This window comes from Vibrio sp. 2-2(8) (assembly GCF_963888495.1).
GTDB lineage: Bacteria > Pseudomonadota > Gammaproteobacteria > Enterobacterales > Vibrionaceae > Vibrio > Vibrio anguillarum.
Window position 1 is genome coordinate 38,566 of record NZ_CAWPJM010000044.1, and the last position, 21,140, is coordinate 59,705.

The 21,140-nt window shown below is 44.9% G+C and carries 15 protein-coding genes; 6 read left to right on the plus strand and 9 right to left on the minus strand.

The features are described from left to right. Position 1: 1 nt before the first annotated feature. Together pheT and ihfA are read left to right on the plus strand one after the other, a co-directional pair. Positions 2-2,389 carry a phenylalanine--tRNA ligase subunit beta gene (pheT, locus tag AACV12_RS11425; RefSeq protein ID WP_170900355.1) on the plus strand — a complete coding sequence of 796 codons (2,388 nt, stop codon included), beginning with the start codon at positions 2-4 and terminating at the stop codon, positions 2,387-2,389. Positions 2,390-2,810: 421 nt separating this feature from the next. After that, positions 2,811-3,107: an integration host factor subunit alpha gene (gene ihfA, locus AACV12_RS11430; RefSeq protein ID WP_010319630.1), complete on the plus strand. Its 297-nt coding sequence runs from the start codon at positions 2,811-2,813 to the stop codon at positions 3,105-3,107. A gap of 71 nt (positions 3,108-3,178) precedes the next feature. Here the strand turns inward: ihfA and AACV12_RS11435 are convergent, their stop codons facing one another. After that, a complete protein-coding gene (locus AACV12_RS11435) occupies positions 3,179-3,952 on the minus strand; it encodes a RelA/SpoT domain-containing protein (RefSeq protein WP_013856623.1) in 774 nt (257 codons plus the stop codon). 347 nt (positions 3,953-4,299) lie between these two features. Here AACV12_RS11435 and AACV12_RS11440 point away from each other — a divergent pair, with 347 nt between their 5' ends. Both AACV12_RS11440 and AACV12_RS11445 read left to right on the plus strand, forming a co-directional pair. Then, the gene (locus AACV12_RS11440) at positions 4,300-4,947 is read left to right on the plus strand and encodes a thiopurine S-methyltransferase (RefSeq protein ID WP_094132002.1); all 648 of its coding nucleotides are present in this window, start codon (positions 4,300-4,302) and stop codon (positions 4,945-4,947) included. A 121-nt stretch (positions 4,948-5,068) separates the two neighbouring features. Beyond that, positions 5,069-6,367, plus strand: coding sequence for a methyl-accepting chemotaxis protein (locus AACV12_RS11445; RefSeq protein WP_170900356.1), 1,299 nt, complete (start codon positions 5,069-5,071; stop codon positions 6,365-6,367). Positions 6,368-6,431: 64 nt separating this feature from the next. Here the strand turns inward: AACV12_RS11445 and purT are convergent, their stop codons facing one another. Then, on the minus strand, positions 6,432-7,607 hold the full coding sequence (gene purT / locus AACV12_RS11450; RefSeq protein WP_017047011.1) for a formate-dependent phosphoribosylglycinamide formyltransferase: 1,176 nt from the start codon (positions 7,605-7,607) through the stop codon (positions 6,432-6,434). 288 nt (positions 7,608-7,895) lie between these two features. Here purT and AACV12_RS11455 point away from each other — a divergent pair, with 288 nt between their 5' ends. After that, entirely contained in the window at positions 7,896-10,643 is a 2,748-nt protein-coding gene (locus AACV12_RS11455; protein ID WP_249371343.1) for a bifunctional diguanylate cyclase/phosphodiesterase, read from the plus strand. A gap of 58 nt (positions 10,644-10,701) precedes the next feature. Here the strand turns inward: AACV12_RS11455 and cdd are convergent, their stop codons facing one another. From cdd to AACV12_RS11485, 6 genes are all read right to left on the minus strand, one after another. After that, entirely contained in the window at positions 10,702-11,589 is an 888-nt protein-coding gene (cdd, locus tag AACV12_RS11460; protein WP_094126953.1) for a cytidine deaminase, read from the minus strand. Between the two features lie 208 nt (positions 11,590-11,797). Further along, the gene (locus tag AACV12_RS11465) at positions 11,798-12,478 is read right to left on the minus strand and encodes a CidB/LrgB family autolysis modulator (RefSeq protein WP_010319624.1); all 681 of its coding nucleotides are present in this window, start codon (positions 12,476-12,478) and stop codon (positions 11,798-11,800) included. Beyond that, positions 12,478-12,810 (minus strand): CidA/LrgA family protein, encoded by a 333-nt coding sequence (locus AACV12_RS11470; protein ID WP_033197434.1) that lies wholly within the window; start codon positions 12,808-12,810, stop codon positions 12,478-12,480. Before AACV12_RS11470 ends, AACV12_RS11465 begins: the two co-directional genes overlap by 1 nt. Positions 12,811-12,934: 124 nt before the next feature. Further along, a complete protein-coding gene (gene sbcB / locus AACV12_RS11475) occupies positions 12,935-14,359 on the minus strand; it encodes an exodeoxyribonuclease I (protein ID WP_170900358.1) in 1,425 nt (474 codons plus the stop codon). 151 nt (positions 14,360-14,510) lie between these two features. After that, on the minus strand, positions 14,511-15,878 hold the full coding sequence (locus AACV12_RS11480) for an L-cystine transporter (RefSeq protein WP_026028454.1): 1,368 nt from the start codon (positions 15,876-15,878) through the stop codon (positions 14,511-14,513). A gap of 220 nt (positions 15,879-16,098) precedes the next feature. Next, positions 16,099-16,782, minus strand: coding sequence for an NAD(P)H-binding protein (locus tag AACV12_RS11485; RefSeq protein WP_013856632.1), 684 nt, complete (start codon positions 16,780-16,782; stop codon positions 16,099-16,101). Positions 16,783-16,999: 217 nt separating this feature from the next. Here AACV12_RS11485 and AACV12_RS11490 point away from each other — a divergent pair, with 217 nt between their 5' ends. After that, positions 17,000-18,958, plus strand: coding sequence for a methyl-accepting chemotaxis protein (locus AACV12_RS11490; RefSeq protein WP_094166419.1), 1,959 nt, complete (start codon positions 17,000-17,002; stop codon positions 18,956-18,958). A 46-nt stretch (positions 18,959-19,004) separates the two neighbouring features. On the opposite strand, the gene AACV12_RS11495 is transcribed toward AACV12_RS11490, so the two are convergent. Beyond that, a complete protein-coding gene (locus tag AACV12_RS11495) occupies positions 19,005-21,140 on the minus strand; it encodes a type I secretion system permease/ATPase (RefSeq protein WP_170900359.1) in 2,136 nt (711 codons plus the stop codon).

Genomic DNA, 21,140 nt, shown 5'->3' on the forward strand with positions numbered 1-21,140 from the left:
AATGAAATTCAGCGAATCATGGCTTCGTGAGTGGGTTAACCCTGCGGTTACGACTGACGAACTTACACATCAAATTACAATGGCAGGCTTGGAAGTCGATGACGTTCTTGCTGTCGCCGGTGAATTTACTGGCGTCAAAGTGGGTCACGTTGTGGAATGTGGTCAACATCCGGATGCCGACAAACTGCGTGTAACGAAAGTTGACGTGGGTGAAGAAGAACTGCTTGATATCGTTTGTGGTGCAGCAAACTGCCGCCAAGGCTTAAAAGTGGCGGTAGCGACTGTTGGTGCGGTACTGCCCGGCGATTTCAAGATTAAAAAAGCAAAATTACGTGGTCAACCTTCTCACGGCATGCTTTGTTCATTCAGTGAGCTAGGGATTGATGTTGAATCCGCTGGCATTATGGAGCTTGCAGAAGATGCCATCGTTGGTACTGATTTCCGCGAATTCCTAAGCTTAGATGATGTGACTATTGATGTCGATTTGACCGCGAACCGCGCAGATTGCTTTAGTATTCGTGGCCTTGCTCGTGAAGTAGGTGTATTGAACCGCATTGATGTCACTGAGCCATCGGTCATCGCTATTCCTACTTCAATTGAAGATAAAGTCTCTATTGAAGTGAAAGCACCGGCCGCTTGTCCGCGTTATCTTGGTCGCGTGGTTAAAAACATTAATGTTCAAGCCCAAACACCGCTTTGGATGCAAGAGAAGTTACGCCGTTGTGGTCTACGTTCAATTGATCCAGTGGTTGATATCACTAACTATATCTTGCTTGAACAAGGCCAACCGATGCATGCCTTTGATCTTGCCAAGATCGAAGGCGGTATTGTTGTTCGTATGGCCGAGCAGGATGAAAAACTTACGCTACTCGATGGTACAGAAGCTAAGTTGAATGTCGATACGCTGGTTGTTGCCGATCACAATAAAGCATTAGCCATTGCGGGCATTTTTGGTGGTGAAGGTTCAGGCGTTAGCTCAGAAACACAAGATGTACTGCTTGAGTGTGCTTTCTTTGCACCAGACCATATCCGCGGTCGTGCTCGTAGCTATGGCCTACATACTGATTCATCCATGCGTTTTGAGCGCGGTGTTGACTACGCGTTGCAAGCCAGTGCGATGGAACGAGCGACTCAGCTTCTGGTTGATATTTGTGGCGGTGAAGTTGCACCTGTGGTTAGTGTTGAGTCTGAAACGGATTTACCTAAACCAAATCAAGTCACACTTCGTCGCACTAAACTGGACAGTTTGCTTGGTCATCACATTGCGGATGCTGATGTGGTTGAAATCCTAAAACGTTTAGGTATGAGTGTTGAGAGCCGTGCAGACAGTTGGGTTGCTACCGCGCCAACGTGGCGTTTTGATATCGCGATTGAGCAAGACTTGATTGAGGAAATTGGCCGTATTTACGGTTACAACAATATCCCTAATCAAGCTCCCGTTGCAGCATTGAGCATGAATGACCACCAAGAAGCAAACTTGCCACTTAAGCGTGTTCGTCATTTGTTAGTTGACCGTGGTTACCATGAAGCGATCACCTACAGCTTCGTTGAGCCAGAGCAGCAGAAACTGATTGTTCCAGATGTTGAACCACTCATTCTGCCTAATCCTATTTCTGCTGATATGTCGGCGATGCGTTTGGGCTTGATCCAAGGTCTATTAAATACCGTGGTTCATAACCAGAAACGCCAGCAGCCACGCGTTCGTTTGTTTGAATATGGTTTGCGTTTTATTCCTGATGTCTCGGCAGAGAACGGTATGCGCCAAGAGCCTATGCTCGCGGGTGTAATATCCGGTACTCGTGGTGAAGAGCACTGGAACATGGACACCGCAACGGTAGATTTCTTCGATCTAAAAGGTGACTTGGAAGCCATTCTTGATTTAACCGCCAACGGCAAAGCTTACAGTTTTACTTCTGTTGCACACCCAGCGCTGCACCCTGGGCAATCGGCCGCCATCGTTGTCGATGGTGAGATTATTGGGGTGATAGGCACTGTTCATCCAGAGCTTGAGCGTAAGTTTGGCTTGAATGGCCGCACCATCGTATTTGAACTTGAATGGTCAGCGGTGAACACCCGTGTAATTCCAGAAGCTGCATCACTGTCTAAGTTCCCAGCGAACCGCCGTGATATAGCACTGGTTGTTGATGGCGCCATTGCTTCAGGTGATATTGTCGATGCATGTCGTAACGCTGGTGGTGAGCTTCTAAAAGAGGCGAAGCTGTTTGACGTTTATGTAGGCAAAGGGGTTGAAGAGGGCAAGAAGAGTTTAGCGATTGCGTTGATGCTTCAATCGACTGAACGTACTTTAGAAGAAGCCGATATTGCAAGCGCTGTTGAATCGATTGTGACTTCAGTAGCGGCACAGTTTGGTGCAGCCCTGCGCGACTAATTCAGAAAGTAGCCTAAGTATATTTGAGCAGGTTCAAGTTGGGCCTGCTTTTTTATATGCAATTTAGTGACAAGTTAGTGTTAAACAAGTCTATGATTTAACAGGTTATAAATTTTTTTATCAGAAATCGATATCCATTCAAAATAGTATGAAATTCTGAAAATGTTGGCCGTTATGATATAACTAACTAAATTGTCAGTGTTTTTTCTCAATCTTCGACGTCTAATTGTATAAATGCAGCCAGTATATGCGCTTATTTTGATGAAACTATTAATATTGTTGCGAATAAAAAAGTTGGCGAAAATCAGAAGCTTGGCATACACTTTTCAGGTAAAGCCGATATCTTATTGATTGGCTAAGCGAAAATGCTTTGGCGCTGCTTAGAAGCAGCAAGGTTTAACATAGCTTTGAGGGAAGTTTTATGGCGCTCACAAAGGCCGAATTGGCTGAAAACCTGTTTGAAAAGCTTGGATACAGTAAACGGGATGCCAAGGAAACGGTTGAAGTGTTTTTCGAAGAGATTCGCAAGGCGCTTGAAAGTGGCGAACAGGTAAAACTATCTGGTTTTGGTAATTTTGATCTACGAGACAAAAACGAGCGTCCGGGTCGAAACCCAAAAACAGGTGAGGATATTCCTATCTCCGCTCGACGTGTCGTAACGTTCCGCCCAGGGCAGAAATTAAAAGCCCGAGTCGAGAACATTAATGTCGAAAAATAGACCGAGCAATAGACCACGCTATGCGTGGTCTTTTTTTTTCTGTTTATGGTGAGTTAAGGGTTCTGAACGTATTAGGCTGCTTGAATATGAGTGGTGATATACGGCTGCCAGGCGTTTTGGTAGAGTTCGATAGATTGGCGACGAAACTGGTTAATTTGCGCCTTTTCAATATCATGTAACGCTCGCTTCTCTAATGCGGCGACACGTTCAAACTTCTGGATCTGTTCATAGAAACGATGCTCGGGGCCATTTTTCACATCGGCAATGGCTTTAAGATGTAATTGTACTTCTGCAATGACATTGGTTTTAGGAAGTTGAACCAGTAAGTTTAAATCGCGATAGCCCGATGCGGCAGGCGATTTAAAGCGGTTCTTTACTTTTACGATACTGGCTTCTCGGCTTAATACCTCATAAGCCTCGACTAAGCTTGGTACATCATTTGCCACCAGGGTTGTTCTGGCTAAATCTGTGATCCTATCAGCTCGCCCACCTAATTCATGTTCTATTTTGTTTAATGCTCGGTCACGTGATTTCACGCCAGAAAAGTGAGCCTCTGTTGATGTCAGTAAAGCAGTACTTCTGCACAATGTTTCAAGTTCACGTTGAGCTTGGTGAGCTTTACTGTAGAGAATTTCAAAATCGTTGTAGGGTTGCAAAGGCTGGTTGTTGGTGGACTGGATGCCATATAAACCGCTTAAACTATGCTTGAACAGTTTAGATGAGAGTTGATTTTTCGATTCACCAACTTTGGCATCACTTTCTGAATTGAACGGAACGGCTGCAAAGGCAGGGGCTCTGCTTAGTACTAAAAGCATCAGTGCCGTAGTACGTAAAAATAGGCTCATTCATTCTCCTTAACTTAGTCTAGGTAAAAGGTGAAACCAAAATAGACCTAAACACGTGATAACCAGAGTCGCTTGCTATGAGATCTTGGGCTAAACAAAGTGAACTCAATAGCTCGTGGAACAATTAATCCATAATTTTGCGCTTTATCACAGGTCTTATCTTCAGACGCCTCGCCAGGCTATCTGTTCAATTTGATGTGTTACCAAGTGTATCTAATGAGGATGAACCAAATATGAACATCTGTATCTGTCTTTATGCTGTTTGTTTAACCCGTTGGGGATTCACTTATTAGTCAGTAGCATGTACTTTGTCTGGCTGTAGATTTTAATCGTAGAGTACGAAGATAATGAAAGATCCCGAGTTTTGGCACAAGAAATGGGCCTCCAACCAAATAGGATTTCACTTAGAAGATGTGAACCCATTGTTGATCGAATATTGGCCTCAACTCTCACCTCAACGAAATGAAAGTGTATTTGTACCATTGTGCGGAAAAAGTGAAGATTTGATATGGCTCGCTTCCCAGCATGAACAGGTTCAGGGTGTAGAGCTGAGTGAAATTGCCGTTCGTTCCTTTTTTGCTGAGCATTTTTATACGCCAACGGTCACTCGCTTAAATGGAGCGCATGAACTGTATCAGTTTGATGAACTGATGATTTATACCGGAGATGTTTTTAGTGCGCCGCTAAAAGCGGTTGAGCTTATCTACGACCGAGCGGCGTTAGTTGCGCTGCCCCCTGAAATGCGAAAGGAGTACGTTACTCGCTTGCTTTCATTGTTGAAAGAGGGCGGAAGGGTGCTGCTTGTGACGCTGGATTACGTTCAAAGTGAAATGACGGGTCCTCCATTCTGTGTCGCCAAAAATGAAGTTGAGTCGTTATTCACTGACTGCAAAGTGACGTGTCTGTTTCGTGACGATGCTGATGAAAATCACCCTAAAATCAGTCAACGAGGATTAAGCCGTTTTGCTGAAGTCGTGTGGTTAATTGAGAAGTAACAGACTATGCTTAAATCGTTTATTTATACATCCTAGACAACAATAAATAGGTAGGTTTTAGGCGTTTGATGAGAGCAAACCATTACGTCTATATCAGCCGCTCTAATACTAAGGAAAAACTATGGGTTTGTTTAGTCGGAAGCCAAACAGCAATCAACCGTTTAAAAAGAGCAGTGATGAACTGGTGGTTGATTCAATAAAACGCACGATGGCTTATATTGAGTTTGATCCACAAGGACATATTCTGACTGCCAGCTCCTCATTCTTACAAGTGTTGGGTTATTCATTATCGGAAGTGGTGGGCCAGCATCATCGAATGTTCTGTGAAAGTGAATTTGTTAATGCGCCTCAATATAGTCAACTTTGGCAAAATTTAGCGCAAGGTAAACCTCATGCGGGGACGTTTTGCCGTTTAACTAAAAGCCATAATAAAGTCTGGATTGAAGCTACGTACATCCCAGTAAAAGATGAGCAAGGAAAAGTGGTTAAGGTGGTGAAGATTGCCAGTGATGTCACTGCTGCAAAAGAGAAATTGGATAGACAAGTGGCCGTATTTGAAGCTGTCGATAAGTCAATGGCTGTGATTTCTTTCACTCCCGATGGGACGGTTGTGGAGGCGAATCCAAACTTTCTGTCCTGTGTTGGGTACAAATTACAAGAAATCGTTGGTAAACCACATCGCCTATTCTGTGACGATGAGTTTTATAGAAAGAACCCGAATTTTTGGGCGTCGCTTGCTAGCGGCCATTTTAAAACGGGATTATTTAAACGTTTTACAAAACATGGTGATGAAATTTGGTTAGAAGCGACTTATAACCCCATCTTTAACGAAAAGCATAAAGTGATTGGTGTGACTAAGTTTGCAACTGATGTCACGCAACGAGTACTGCAAGCTCGGGCGATTAAAGATGCAGCAGAAGTGGCGCATCACACCTCACAAGAAACGGTACATATTGCTCAACTTGGGACGGGAACGCTAGCCGAAGCCGCCTCCATTGCTAAAGAGATTGATAACGCGATCACTAAGGCGAATACATCGATGACGCAACTGGCCAACCAGTCGCAGCAAATCACCAAAATTGTAACCACCATTACAGGCATAGCAGAACAGACTAATTTGCTGGCGCTCAATGCCGCTATCGAGGCTGCGCGTGCTGGGGAGTATGGCCGGGGTTTTGCTGTGGTTGCTGATGAGGTGCGCTCATTAGCCTCCAATACCACCAAAGCGACCGATGAAATTGGTAATATTGTTAAGCTCAATAGCGAACTGACCAACAGCTCGACATCGATGATGGGGGCAATTCAAGGCCAAGTCACGGCATGTAACAGCAAACTGGAAGAGACGCAAAAGCTGATTGATGAAATGAGAAAAGCCGCGGACAGTGTGGTTAGCACGGTCAGTGAACTGATTAAAGAGTAAGGCTCTGCAGCGAGTATTGTTGGTGAAGAAAATGAAAGCGAGCCTAGTGGCTCGCTTTGCGTTTTTACAGAATCACTTGCACGCTTTTGGCACATTGAATTGCGTTGTGCAAAGCCTGTTTGAGTTCTTTATCTTTCGCCAGAGCAACCCCAAGTCGACGGCGTCCATCAATGTCTGGTTTACCAAACAGACGAAGTTGAGTGTGTGGGATAGACAGTGCTTCATTTATTCCATCAAATCTAAGGTTAGTGGAGGTGCCTTGACCTAAAATAACCGCAGATGCCGATGGTCCATATTGGGTAATACTGTTGATTGGCATACCCGTGAACGCGCGCACGTGTAACGCAAATTCAGACAGCTCTTGCGAAATGAGGGTGACCATTCCCGTATCATGTGGGCGAGGGGACACCTCATTGAAGATAACATTATCGCCTTTTACAAACAGTTCAACACCAAATAAGCCGTAACCACCGAGTGCATTAACCACTTGTTCTGCTACATATTCAGCGGCTTTAATTGCGTTAGCCGACATCACTTGTGGTTGCCATGATTCGCGATAATCCCCTTCCTCTTGTCGATGGCCAATGGGAGCGCAGAAATGGACACCATCCACTGCTCGAATCGTCAAGAGAGTAATTTCGTAATCGAAATCGATAAATCCTTCGACGATCACTCTCCCAGCTCCACTGCGGCCACCTTCTTGAGCGTATGCCCAAGCGCGGCTAATATCCTCTTGCGTCTTAATCACACTTTGGCCTTTACCTGATGAACTCATCACAGGCTTAACTACGCAAGGCATACCGACATGCTCAATCGCCAGTACAAAATCATTATAGTCATCAGCAAACTGATAAGGAGAGGTAGGTAAGGCAAGAGTTTCTGCGGCTAAACGGCGAATGCCTTCACGGTTCATCGTCAATTGAGTGGCCGTTGCCGTGGGGACCACGTTTAAGCCTTGCGCTTCCAGTTCAACCAGCTTGTGAGTGGCAATTGCTTCAATTTCTGGCACCACGTAGTCTGGTTTTTCGAGTTCGATAATGGCTTGTAGCGCATCGCCATCGAGCATATCCAATACGTGGCTACGATGCGCCACCTGCATTGCTGGAGCGTTGGCGTAGCGATCACAGGCAATCACTTCTAAACCAAGGCGTTGGCATTCAATTGCCACCTCTTTGCCCAATTCTCCGGAACCAAGCAGTAAAACGCGGGTGGCATTTTCACGTGTAGCAGTACCAAACATAGTGAATCCTTACATTCAAGCAATAGGTAATAGCGAAAACAGCCAAAATCATACTAAAATTAAGAATAAAAGCAAACGTTTGCCTTTGTGATGAGAGATGAGTGATTTCCTGTTCGTGCTGTCGATAGAGTGGTTTGTGTAATACGCAGTAAACGAACTCATATCTGTACAAAATTAAGGCTGAAATAGCAATTAATGTGCAGTAAACAGCATTCGAGAAACTGCGTTAAGAATATGAAGTAATTTCAGTCTAAAGTTTATGTGGGATTGACTAAGAAAAAGACACCTATGGCTATGAAAACTTTCTTACGTTTGCGTTTTATTACTCTACACACGAAAACTGCTCTGTTGTTTTCTGTCGGGTTGGTTGGGATCATTCTTAGCAGCTTATTTATTACTCGCCACTTTTTTTTATATAGTTTGAATGAACTTGAATCAATTGAGATTCATCGAGATAGCAATCAAGCTCAGTCGGTCATTCAAGATCTTTTAGTACAGCAAGAAAAGCGTTCTTATGATTGGGCTTATTGGGATGAAACTTATCTGCTGCTGTTGAATGGCGACACTCAATTTGCTGAGCGCAACTTGTATCCTGATTCCCTCGATACTTTAGGTTTAGACGTTTTGGCTTTCATCACCGAATCCTCGCAATTGGTTGAATACTTATGTCGGGATATTGAACCAGGCACAAACTGTTCGTTAGTGGAACAGTTGATACGCTCACAAGGTGTGAGCGACCATTTAATTCAGATGCATCACACACTTGATGAGGATAAAACTAGCCGCTCTGGCCTCATCCGTGTGGAAAATAGTGTGTGGGTGGTGAGCCTAACTCCGGTGCGTAACAGTGAAGGTACGGCTGATGTTGTGGGGTGGATGCTATGGGGACAGCACTTAACCCGCCGTTTCCCTTCTCAGTATCAGAACCTACTAACCGCTAAAAATGACATTGTAGTTACCGATGCTCCTGTGATTTTACCTGTTAGTCATAATCAAGAAGGTATTGAAAGAGATCAAAATAATATCACGCATTACACCTTACTCAGTGATATGACAGGGCAACCTATTGGTTATCTAAAAACCTGTGCTCAGCGGCTTTACTATCAAAAAGGGAACGAAACTTTTTATTATTTGATTTTGACGATCATCATTGCGGCCGGCTTTGTCGCCGTGGCTACTTTTGCTCTGTTTCGCAGCAAGGTAGCCAAACGGTTTGAGAATTTTGAGCGTGGGATCAATCAGCTGATTGAAGAGAGTGCATTCTCTTCACAATCGAATGATAAACAAGATGAGTTTGAACGAATTACCGAACTTGTCCGTTCACTTGCTGCCTCATCCTCCTTGGCGGAAGATAGGCTTAAAGAGACGTTACAGAAATTTGATGCACTCTATCAAAGCCAAAATCTCGGAATGTTGCTGGTGGTTGATCGCTTCATTGTCGATGTGAACCAAGCTTTGTTGGATATGCTTTCTTATTCTAGAGATGAGTTGGTTGGAAAGGTTTTAGATGAGTTTTGTATTATACAAAATGATGTGGTGTGCAGCAGTGAATTACTCTACCAAAATATAGAACAAGGGATGCGTGAATTTGAGGGACATGTTGTTACAAAGGGTCAGCAGCGTTTAGAGTGTCTTATCGAAGCTACATTGATAGAACAACGTGGGCATCGCTCTATCATGCTATCGATTACTGATATCAGCGAGCAAAAGCAGCAAGAGCAGCTTATTTACGACCTTACCCATTGTGACCCAGTGTCAGGTTTACTTAATCGTCCAACGATGATGAGCCAAGTCCAACCTTTGATTGACAATCCGACCGAATGTGGTGGGTTTTCCGTGCTCTACCTACGGGTTAAAAGACTAAAAGAAATTTCAGAAGTGTACGGACACAGTGCTTACGATATGGCCGTTAAACATTTTTCGGCTACGCTTAGAAACCGTTTCAACAGGTCCATAATGGGACGAATTAGTGAATATGAATTTATGGTGAGTGAGTTGGGTAACGGGGCAACCTCTTTTTTGATTCATAGAGGCACTAAGCTTATCGATAGTTACAAGAGGAAGACTGACATTGGCGGCTTGGAACTCGATTTGAGTGTGGAAGGTGCTGTGATTGATTCACAATTGGCTATCGATTCTTTTGAAACTTTGGTTCAAAGTGGTTTTTATGCCATTCAACAAACAGAGAAAGCTGGAGCCAGCCTGGTTGTTTCAGTGACACAAGAATTGTTTGTTCATGCCCAGAAGTCGTTAGCGATCAATCGAGATCTTATCTCAGCTGTGAAAGATGGCCATATTATTGCTTACTATCAGCCGATTGTTCGTGCAGACAGTGCCGAAATCATTGGCTTTGAAGCTCTGGCTCGCTGGAAGCACCCTCAACTTGGTATGGTTTCGCCAACCGTATTTATCCCTTTGGCTGAGCAACGTAAAGTGATCATTGAATTGGGAGAGCAGATACTAGGCCAAGCCTGCCAATTTATTAGCGAACTGCAAACGCAGTCGCAATTTTCGTTGGGTAAACGGCTAAGTATTCACGTCAATCTTTCTAGCCCGCATTTCTACAGTAAAAAATTGGTCGGGTACTTATCAGTATTGATTGAAAAATATCAAATTGAACCGGGACAATTAGTGCTCGAATTGACGGAAAGTATGTTGTTGGGGGCTGAAGAAGAGACGATCAAACGCATGGATGCGATAAAAAAACTCGGTATACAGTTGGCGCTTGATGATTTTGGTACGGGCTATTCCTCGTTTAGTACATTGTGTGATTTTCCATTAGATATAGTGAAGTTAGACCAGTCTTATATTTCCACATTGGAATCCAATGACAAAGCCAAAACCTTGGTGCGCAGTATTATCAATATGTCGCAAGAGCTAGGCTTAACTACCGTGGCTGAAGGGGTTGAAACTGCTTCGCAACTGCGCAAACTCAAAGTCTGGAATATTGATGAGATCCAAGGCTTCTATTTTTACAAGCCGATGAGTAAACAAGAGGTGTTCGATAATTTGTTGGGCGGAAAGGATATGCGGTAAAACCTGCACCATCAAAAGGCAAAAATCCCCATGCGTTGGGGATTTTTCACTAGAGCGCCTAAACCACAAGATAGGAAAGAGGAATGTCTGGGTTAATTACTTCCAAGGTGGCTTGAGTATCGGCTAAATGGCTAATACTGCCATCAGACATCTCAACTAATGCGGCTGCGACAATATTATCAAAGCGTTGGCCATCCATCATTAACTGAACAAGAGCAACTTGCAATGGTGGTAAGCTTGGGTTGAATGCGGCATTTTCAGCATACGCACCGACGTAGGTTTTACCATTCTCAACTTGCAGGGCAACACCACTGAGATTGTTGGTATAGGGTGCGTAACTGCGGTTTAGGCCATTAAGAGCTAAGCCAATGAGTGGGTCATCTTCGGTAGTTGTTTTGCCGTGGTTAGCGTCTGCCATTAGACCAGAATCAACACCTAAATCGGCAGGACCAAATGATTCAGGTAGGTACTCTTGCAGTGACTTCTCATCACGCTGTGGTAGCTGAATGGCAAGCGAGTCTGCGGTCGTAAGCTCATTCATAAACTGACGGCAGTGCCCACAAGGGCTGAAGTTGATGGTAATGTCAGCAACGCCTTGTTCACCTTTCATCCACGCATGGCTGATGGCACATTGCTCGGCGTGTACGGTTTGGCCTAATTGTGCACCGGAAAACTCCATATTCGCGCCAAAGTACAAACGGCCCGATAAACCTCTGACGATGGCTCCCACGTAAAAGTTTGAAAGCGGTACATAAGCATAGGCGGCCGCAAAAGGCAGCAGTGCAACGCGCAATTCCGCATCGTCTAAGCCAGAAAGAGAAAGCAGTTGGTTGAACTGTTCTGGTGATAGGGTTGCGTCAAAATCATCGCACAGCAGAATGGGCGACAAAAATTCTGCAACGGGTTTTGGCGTATCAGCTAGCGCCTGTTCAATACGGCTTTTCATAATGAGTCCTTATCTATGTATTGACGAATATTCTAGGCGAAGAATGAAATTTTACTGAGATTTAAGTCACGTAATTTAATGTAACGTGATTTTGGTTTTCACATTTAGAGTGAGGTCACACATGAAATCGATTACAGTCAGCCTTAGAGTGAGACACGTCTACAATCAAAATCCATGAGTAGACGTATCTTTGATTTCTGTTGGCACTCTATAGCGTGGACAACCACATTGAAAAAGCAAAAAAACTTGGAGCAAGTATCGATGTGATTACGCCGCACACGACTAATGCAAGTGAACTAAATGCTGCGTCACGTGGATCTTTTTCAGCGCAGGTTGCTGTGCCCAGCGCATGAGATACGGTGCCCATGGTTAAGCCTTTGGCAATTGGATGCGTAATGTTGAGAAGGTTGTAGATAGGGTAGGCGAGAATTGCGCCAAACAGCCCTACAATGACCACTAAAACGGCGGCAATGGCTGGCTCTCCACCGAGGTTACTGGAAACTTCCATCGCAATCGGTGTGGTAACTGATTTACCCAGTAGGCTGGCGATTAAATGTATATCCGTTTGAAGATAAACAGCAATTAAGCTGGCTGTGAGCATTGACATAGCACTGCCAACCCCACAGGCGAGGGCAATGATGCGCCAATTTGAGCGGATCTGAGGCAGTTGTTCATAGAGAGGATAAGCCAGCGCCACCACAGCCGGTTGCAACAGAAAGCTCAGCCATTGGTTATCAGCATAGTAACTGGCATAAGGGATGTTAAAAAATAGCAAGATAGGAATGATGATCACAAGGCTGAGCAGTAACGGATTCATTATGGCCGTTTTGCATTTTTTACTGATCCAACGTGTCAGGAAAAAGACCGCAATCGTGAGCAATAACCACATCACTTATTCCCCTTTTTCAAAAAACGATCCAGCCCTAAACCCAGACAAACTAATACGATCAGCGTACCGCCCACCGCGCTAGCAAGAATCGGTATGGCGTTACTCATCAATAAATCAAAATGCTCGATTAATCCGACACTGATAGGGACAAATAAAATGACCATATAACGGATAAAAAGACTGGCACTGGGTTTTACCCATTCGACAGGCACGAGCCCACTTGCCAATAAACTAAACAGAATTAGCATTCCGATAATACTGCCCGGAATGGTGATGCCAAGCCAATGTTGAAGATTGATACCTGCCATCAGGCAAAGGAAAATCAGCCCCATAGAGACCAAATATTTTGCAATGGTATTCACAATAAAAGTCGGTGCCTTGTTGTGCCTAAACTATTTTCGGAAATGGAATCGCAGCGTGTTGGTTTGAAACCTGACAGCGCGAAAACCTCGTACATTAACTCGCGATGTCTTCCACATAACGGTAAACGGATTTTAAAATAGCCATTTTCTTTTCGTCACTGCTGTGGGTGTGAACTAAGTTCTCTAAATTGAGCATGTACTCTTCAAGGTGGCTTTCGAAATAATCACGACAGTGAGTTGCCCAACGTCTTTGCTCTTCGTCACTTAATGTCAATGGGTAATGGCGAGCGCGGTAGCGAAACAGCAAGGGTTCGATGCGCTTATCGCTAAAACTAATGTCTAATGCGGCGAGATTGACAGGATCAGCTTGGCGAATGATCTCCATCGCCGCTTTGTCGGCTGGAGAGAAGAAACCGTCGTAGAGTTGAGTATCGACATCGTCACTGTGCTTATATTCTCGCTCAATTGTGTAGAGGCCAATCAGCTTTTCTCTGATCTCTGGGTACTGCTTGATGAGCGCTAAGTGTTCAAGACACAGGTTTCTATCGACCCCGATATGGTCTGCATTTTCGGCCGTTAATGTTTTGGCCGGCGCAAGGATAGGGCATTTATTGAGATGCACTAATTTGATGGGCACTGGCAATTCACCTTCTGCTAACTCTTCGCGTTTGGTATATAGACGTTGATGCAGTTCTTCGCTGCTTAAATCGATCAGGGGTTGAGGGTTTTTGGCAAGGTCCACCACAATAACCGCATTTTGATTGGTGGGATGCCAAGCAATCGGCACGATCCAACTGGTGTATTGGCATTCTCGGCCTAACATACCTGATACGTGCATTAAAGGTGTCATGTTGACGATATCAATCAGATCATTGAGTTTGCGTTTATGGCGCATGTTAAAAAAGTAATCAAACAACTTGGGTTGGGCGGCTTTTACTTTTTTGGCCAGCTCAATGGTGGCGATAACATCGGCCATAGCATCGTGGGCATTCGCGTGTTCGATGCCATTGGCAACTGAGAGATGCTCCAACTTAAAACTGGTAAAGCCTTCGTCATTTTCGGGCCAGTTGATGCCTTCTGGGCGTAGCGCATGGCAGGCGCGCATCACATCAAGTAAATCCCAGCGTGAATTGCCGTTTTGCCAGCTCCAAGCATACGGATCAATGAAATTACGATAGCAAGTGTAACGCGTTACTTCATCATCAAAACGAATACTGTTGTAACCAAGGCTGGTGGTGTTGGGTGTGGCGAGTTGTTGATGAATTTTGGCGATAAATTCAGGCTCTGGCAAGCCTTGGGCCACCGCTTTTTGTGGTGTGATACCCGTAATAAGCGCCGCTTCTGGAGAAGGCAAATAGTCCGCTGGTGGTTGGCAATAGATAACCAGTGGTTCGCCAATAATATTAAAATCCATATCGGTGCGAACGCCCGCAAATTGGCTTGGACGATCTTTCGCAGGGTTGACTCCCCACGTCTCATAGTCGAGGAAAAAGAAAGTAGGCGGGTGCTCTTGTCGCATTCGATAGTATCCAGTCGCTGAAATTTAAGGTTTATTAGACCATTGCCCGTGTGACATAGCAATGTGCGAAGCATGCTCTGATGAGGATTTGAAATGAAAAAGCCGGCGCATTGGCACCGGCTTGGAGAAAAACGAGAACGTTCGATACTTTCTAGGCTTGCTGTTCTTGAACTTGTACCTGTTTACCGTTCAGTAATCGGCTGGTAATGGTACCTGCCGTCATTGAGCCTGAAACGTTCAACGCGGTGCGGGCCATATCAATCAACGGTTCAATGGAGATAAGCAGTGCTGCAATCGTCACTGGTAGGCCCATCGCTGGTAGCACGATTAAGGCTGCAAAAGTGGCACCGCCACCGACGCCGGCAATACCAAATGAGCTGATTGCGATAATCGCCACTAGCGACAAAATAAAGTGTACGTCCATTGGATTAATACCGACGGTAGGAGCAACCATCACTGCGAGCATGGCTGGGTAAATACCAGCGCAGCCGTTTTGACCAATAGTGGCACCGAATGAAGCCGATAGGTTGGCAATTGCTGGTGGTACGTTCAGCTTAGTGATTTGCGCTTCTACATTAAGAGGAATGGTTGCCGCTGAGCTACGTGAGGTGAACGCGAAGGTCAACACTGGCCAAATTTTTTGAAAATACTCTTTAGGGCTAACGCCTACAAAAGAAACTAATATACCGTGCACCACAAACATCAATGCAATGGCGACATAAGAGGCGACAATAAAACCGAGCAAACTCAGAATATCGCCCGCGCTTGATGTAGCGACAACTTTCGCCATCAACGCCGCAATACCGTAAGGGGTTAGTGCCATCACCATTTTCACGAGGCGCATAACAATCGACTGTATCGCTTCGACAAAGGTGCGGATTGGCGTTTCTAGCTCGGCTTTCTCTGACATTACTTTACGCGCCGCAATACCCGTTAGTACGCCAAAAATAACCACAGCGATGATCGAGGTTGAGCGAGCACCGGTTAAGTCGGCAAAAGGATTGGTCGGAATAAAGCTTAATAGCATTTGAGGAATAGTTAAATCACTCACAGTAGCGGCGCGGCTTTCTAGTACAGCAATACGCGCCGTTTCACGGCTGCCTTCAACGAGGCCGTCTGCTGTTAAACCAAAAGCTTGGGTGACAAAAATACCGATCAATGCCGAGACAGCAGTCGTCAGCAGTAAGATAGAAATGGTCAGGCCAGAGATTTTACCCAGCGAGCCACCTTTATCGAGCTTCACAACCGCAGCGATCATCGACACCAGCACCAAAGGCATAATCACCATTTTTAGCAAACCAACATAGCCGTTACCGACGACGTTGACCCAGCCTAATGTTTCCTTGATGGCCACATGTCCTTCACCAAGAACCACTTGTAGAGCAAGGCCAAATGCGCTGCCTAGGATCAACCCAAGTAGCACTAAGCGTGAAAGAGTGTGAGACTTTTTCTGCTGTCCGAAGAGAAAAAACAGAATGCCAATAAATACTGCGAGTGCGGCAATGGCTGCAACTGACATGATGCGACACCTTAAAAGTTGTGTACCCATGATTACGTTGATCGCCGATGAGCGATGTAGTCGATAATGCTAGGTAAAAGGGGAATAAAAGCGATGAAACGCAACAATATCTTTTAACGTAGGTTAATCCAAAGACAAAATCAGCATGATTTAGAACAAATGGTTATCAATCTTTCTATTGTGCTGGTAAATGAACCGATCGGTGAGTTATTTAAGCAAGTCATTGATACTTCTTGAGCAAGGCAAGCATGTCGCTAGAGTGCAAAATATCTATGGCGTGTGGTTGTATCTGAAAGAGGCAATAGAGCATAGCGCTTGCAACATCTTGCGCGGAAATGGGGATAAAATTGCGTAAGCGCCCTAGTAGCAGAGGGTGCAATAGAGTCAGAATCACTCGTACCCATTTTTCATCCGTTCGCTTGTTTTTCCGAATGCCAGTTAGAGGCCCAGGCCTGACGAAGGTCACTTGTTCAAAACCCATTCGGCGAATGGTTTCTTCCATTCTCCCTTTGCATTGTAAGTAATGAGATCGAGAGCGAGCTTTGGCACCTAAGCTCGAAACGATGGCAATGCGCTTGACACCCAATGTCTTCATTGTTTGAGCAACTTGACAAACCAACTCATAGTCTACTTTCTCCAGCCCCTGCTTTGAACCCGCTTGCTTACGGGTAGTCCCTAGTGCGATGAGACCAAGCTGGGGAGGGACAAAACTTTCATCCCAGTGCGTGATTTGCAACTGCGGATGAATGATTTCTTGCAACTTTGGGTGTTGGATTTCGGTGCTTTTTCTGACTAAAGAATAGATTTGAGAGACGGCTTGCTCTTCTAGCATGATGGCTAAAGCATGCTGCCCAACGAGACCGGAAGCGCCAGCAATAATCACAGTTTTGTGTCGCTTATCCATCGTTTTCTCCTTTTTTACCTTGCAGTGATTGTATGCAGTGCTGCTTACTTATGGCAGTTTATTCTTTCGCTTTCATCGTATTCAACCATTTATAAGCACCTATTTTAGAAATAACGCTTTAGTGACATTGCATCTTTATCGCTATTAACTAAATTTTTAGTGTAGGTAACTAAAAGAAATGAGCTGCTGTCAAATACAGAGATAAGGCGTAATAACAATGAAAATAAAATCTAAACTGTTGCTCAGCTTGATTTCGGCGACCATTATCCCTGTTGCTATTGTTTCAACGGTAATGGTGACGAATTTACGTTCACAAGCCGTTAGTGATTTTATTGAACAAAGTCATGGAGAAATGAGTCAGGTTGATAATGCTATCGCCATCTATTTTTCTGGCATTGAACAAAATGTGAAAATGTTAGCCAACTCACCCGCGTTGCAAAAAGTGGACAGTTCCATTACCCGTTATATCGACAAAATAGCTGAACCGATGACCCCAGATAGCAATGGAATGGTGGAGCGTGGAATTTATGAAGCGCTTTACCTTATGGGTGAGGCGCACAAAGGTTATTCGTACGTTTACATGGGAACCAAAGAGGGCGGATATATACAATGGCCGACGGGTAAGGCGTCAGACAATTATGATCCTAGAGCTCGCCCGTGGTACAAAACGGCGATGTCTAGCCCAGGCGAGATAAAACGCACTCAAGCCTATTATTGGGAGCCTGATGACGCCACGATTGTGAGCAATGTTTTGTCCTTTAATGCTGCTGGTACCCAAAATGCTGGGGTGGTTGCGATTGATGTTTCGCTAAAAACACTGACGGATATCGTGAAGAAGATAAAACTAGGCGAAACCGGATACATTATGATGGTTGAGGATAGCGGTAACGTCTTGGTGGATGCTAAGTACCCAGAGAACAATTTTCAACCCCTTGACTCCTTAGCTGCTGCATACAAAACGATAGGTCAAACATCCTCTGGTTTTATCAATGTAGAAATTGGCGGTGTGGAATATATGGCTAATGTCATGAATTCTGAAAAGTTAGGTTGGAAGTTCGTTGGCCTGATTACTACCGAAGAAGTTATGGCAGAAAGCAATAGCTTGATCAAATACATTTTAGCGATTGTTTTTGTGTTGACAGTGATTTTCATCATTGGCGCACTTTTTTTGGCGGGGTTGATCGCCAAGCCGCTTAGTTTAGTTTCAAACGGCTTACAAGAGATAGCTGAAGGGGAAGGTGATTTAACCAAGGAATTGGTCATTCGTTCGAACGATGAAACGGGTCAATTAGCTGTGTATTTCAACGCATTTTTGAAAGCCATTCGATTACTTGTGCAGCAAATAGGCCATGCTGGAGAACAGATGGGGGAATCGGCGCAAAGAGCGGCAACAATATCGGAAGACTTGTCAGCCGTTTCTCAACGACAGAAACAAGCGGTTGAGATGGTATCAACGGCGTTTAATGAAATGGTGTCTACTGCCAATGAAGTAGCAACGCTATGCAGCTCGGCAGCCCAGGCTGCTGATGACAGTCAGCAATTAGTGAGTCAAGGCCAGCAAAATATCCACACCGCGGTTTCTAGTGTCAATCAGTTAGCTGATTATATTTCAACGTCTTCAACCACGATTCAAGAGTTAGAAAATGATAGCCAAGGTATTACTGCAATTTTAGATACCATTCGCGGCATTGCTGAACAGACCAACCTGTTGGCTTTAAACGCTGCGATTGAAGCGGCTCGTGCAGGGGAGCAGGGAAGAGGTTTTGCTGTTGTTGCGGATGAGGTTCGTGCGCTCGCAAAACGTACGCAAGATTCAACCGAAGAAATCAACGGCTTAGTGGTACGTTTGCAAAATAGGACCAAAGAAGTCGCAGAACAGATGACCGTGAGTTTAAATGCGTCACGGAAAACCGTGACAACGACTGAGTCGGTCAACGATAGCTTTACTGGCATCTATCAGTCAGTATTGTCGATTCACGATATGAATACTCAAATCGCAACGGCTGCCGAAGAGCAGCACCTAGTCGCAGAAGAAATTAATCGTAATATTCATCAAGTACAAGAAGATACTCAGAAAGTTGATGATGTATCGAGCCGAGCTCTACTTAACTCACAAAATCTCGCGAGTTCAGCTGATGATCTGAATAATTTAGTGAGTAAGTTTAAGACCCAGTAATTTCTGGGGAGATTTTTTATACCTAACCCATTTGAAGGAGAGAAAGTTAACCACTGACTTGTTGTTTCCATAAACGTGCGTAAAGTCCTGCACGTGCGAGCAACGCTTCGTGAGTACCTTGCTCGACCACTTGTCCATCTTCGATGACGATGATGTTATCGGCATGACGAATCGTCGATAACCGATGTGCAATACTGATCACCGTTCGATCATGGCAAATGGTTTCCATATTGCTCATGATGGCCGCCTCTGACTGATAATCGAGCGCTGAAGTCGCTTCATCAAGCAGTAAGATTTTTGGGTTAACTAACAATGCGCGAGCCAGTGCAATGCGTTGGCGTTGCCCGCCAGATAAGTTGGCACCTCTTTCTCCTACTTGTTGTTCAAACCCTTGTGGCAGCGCTTCAATAAAGCTTAATGCACCAGCAAGCTTTGCAACGTTTATCAGATCTGCATCGCTTGCATCGGGTTTACAAAGACGAATATTGTCGGCAACGCTGCCTGCAAATAGCATGCTTTCTTGCAGCACCACACTCATGCTGCGCCTTAACGAGACCGGATCTGCAATGGCGAGATCCATACCATCGACCAAGACTTGCCCATGCAAAGGTACATAAAGACGCTGTAGCAGTTTCGTTAATGTACTTTTGCCTGATCCGGAAGGCCCGGTAATACCAATAAATTGCCCCGGAGCGATGGTCAACGAGAGATTCGCTAAGACTTCCGGTGCATCGATATGATAACGGAAGCGAACATTTTTAAACTCAATGCCTCCTTGAACAGAAGGGATGGAAGCAAGGCCATCTTTACTATTTTCAGCCGGTTCGTTAAGAATGTCGCCAACGCGACGCAAGGCTACTAAGGTGTGCTGGAAATCTTGCCACACTTGCGCAAGTCGCAAAACGGGTTGAGTAACATGCCCTGCTAGCATATTGAAGGCAACCAATTCACCGGGAGTGAGCTGCCCATTGAGTACTAAGTTGACTCCCCACCAAAGTAAAATGGCAGCGGCTATTTTCTGCACTAAGGCAATCAATTGCCCAGCAATTAAACTGGCTTTTTGGGCTGAAAACGCGCATTCAATTTGTCGACTGAGTATTTGCTGCCACCGTTCTAAAAATCGAGCTTCCGTTGCGGTTGTCTTGATTGTTTCGATACCCGTTATAGATTCAGTCAGGAAGGTGGTTGTCTCTGCTTCTGCGTCATACTCTGTCGTTACCTTGTGACGAACCCAAGGTCCAATACCTAACCACAGCAGAAAATAAATCACTAATGAACCGATAATCAGCCCGGTGAGCGCTGGCGCATAATGAAACATCACACCAATAAAGAGGGTGATAAAAATGAGATCCAAGAGCAGCATTAAGGTTGAGCCCGTCAAAAACTGACGTATTTGCCCCATTTCCCGTACGCGGGCGATGATTTGCCCCGTTTGACGCTGCTTGAAATAACTTAATGGAAGATTAATCAAATGCCGATACAATCGCCCCGATAGCTCTGCATTGACTTGACTAGAAAGATGACCAAAAACCGTATTGCGCAAATAACTGTAAAGAGGTTCAGCAATAGCCAGCGCAAGCATAGCCAGCGCTAAAACGTGCAAACTCGACAAACTTCGCCCCACAAGAACCTTATCAATAACGGTTTCAAAAAGTTTGGGACCAAACAGGGCAAACAGTTGCAGCACAATCGAATACAGAAACACATCACGTAGCTGTTTTGACTGACGGAGTACCGAAGGCATAAACCAGCGGAGGCCAAAAGCGACATCGCTTGGCTCTATATTCTGCTCAATCAGTAATAAGACCTCATAACAAGAGCTTGAAGATCCTTGCGCCAACGGAAATTCGAAATAGCGCTGTTTAATGGGATCGTACAAGGTCCAACCATACTCGTTTAATGCATGAATGACATGCCACTGCTGACGGACTTTGACCAATGCAGGTAGCGGGATTGGCTCGCTTCCTCTGACGGTGATCATTTGGCTTTTCAGACCAATAGATTGAGCGGCCCGCTGAATGTCGAGAGCACTGAGCTCATTTTCGGCAACGCCTAGCGTATGAATCAGTTGTGATGGCGTGACTTTCTTATCAAATGAAAGGCTGGCAAACGAGAGGGCCGCTAATGCGCCATGGCTTTCTTGATCATGAACCGTTGAGACGGTGTTGGTTAAGGTATCCAC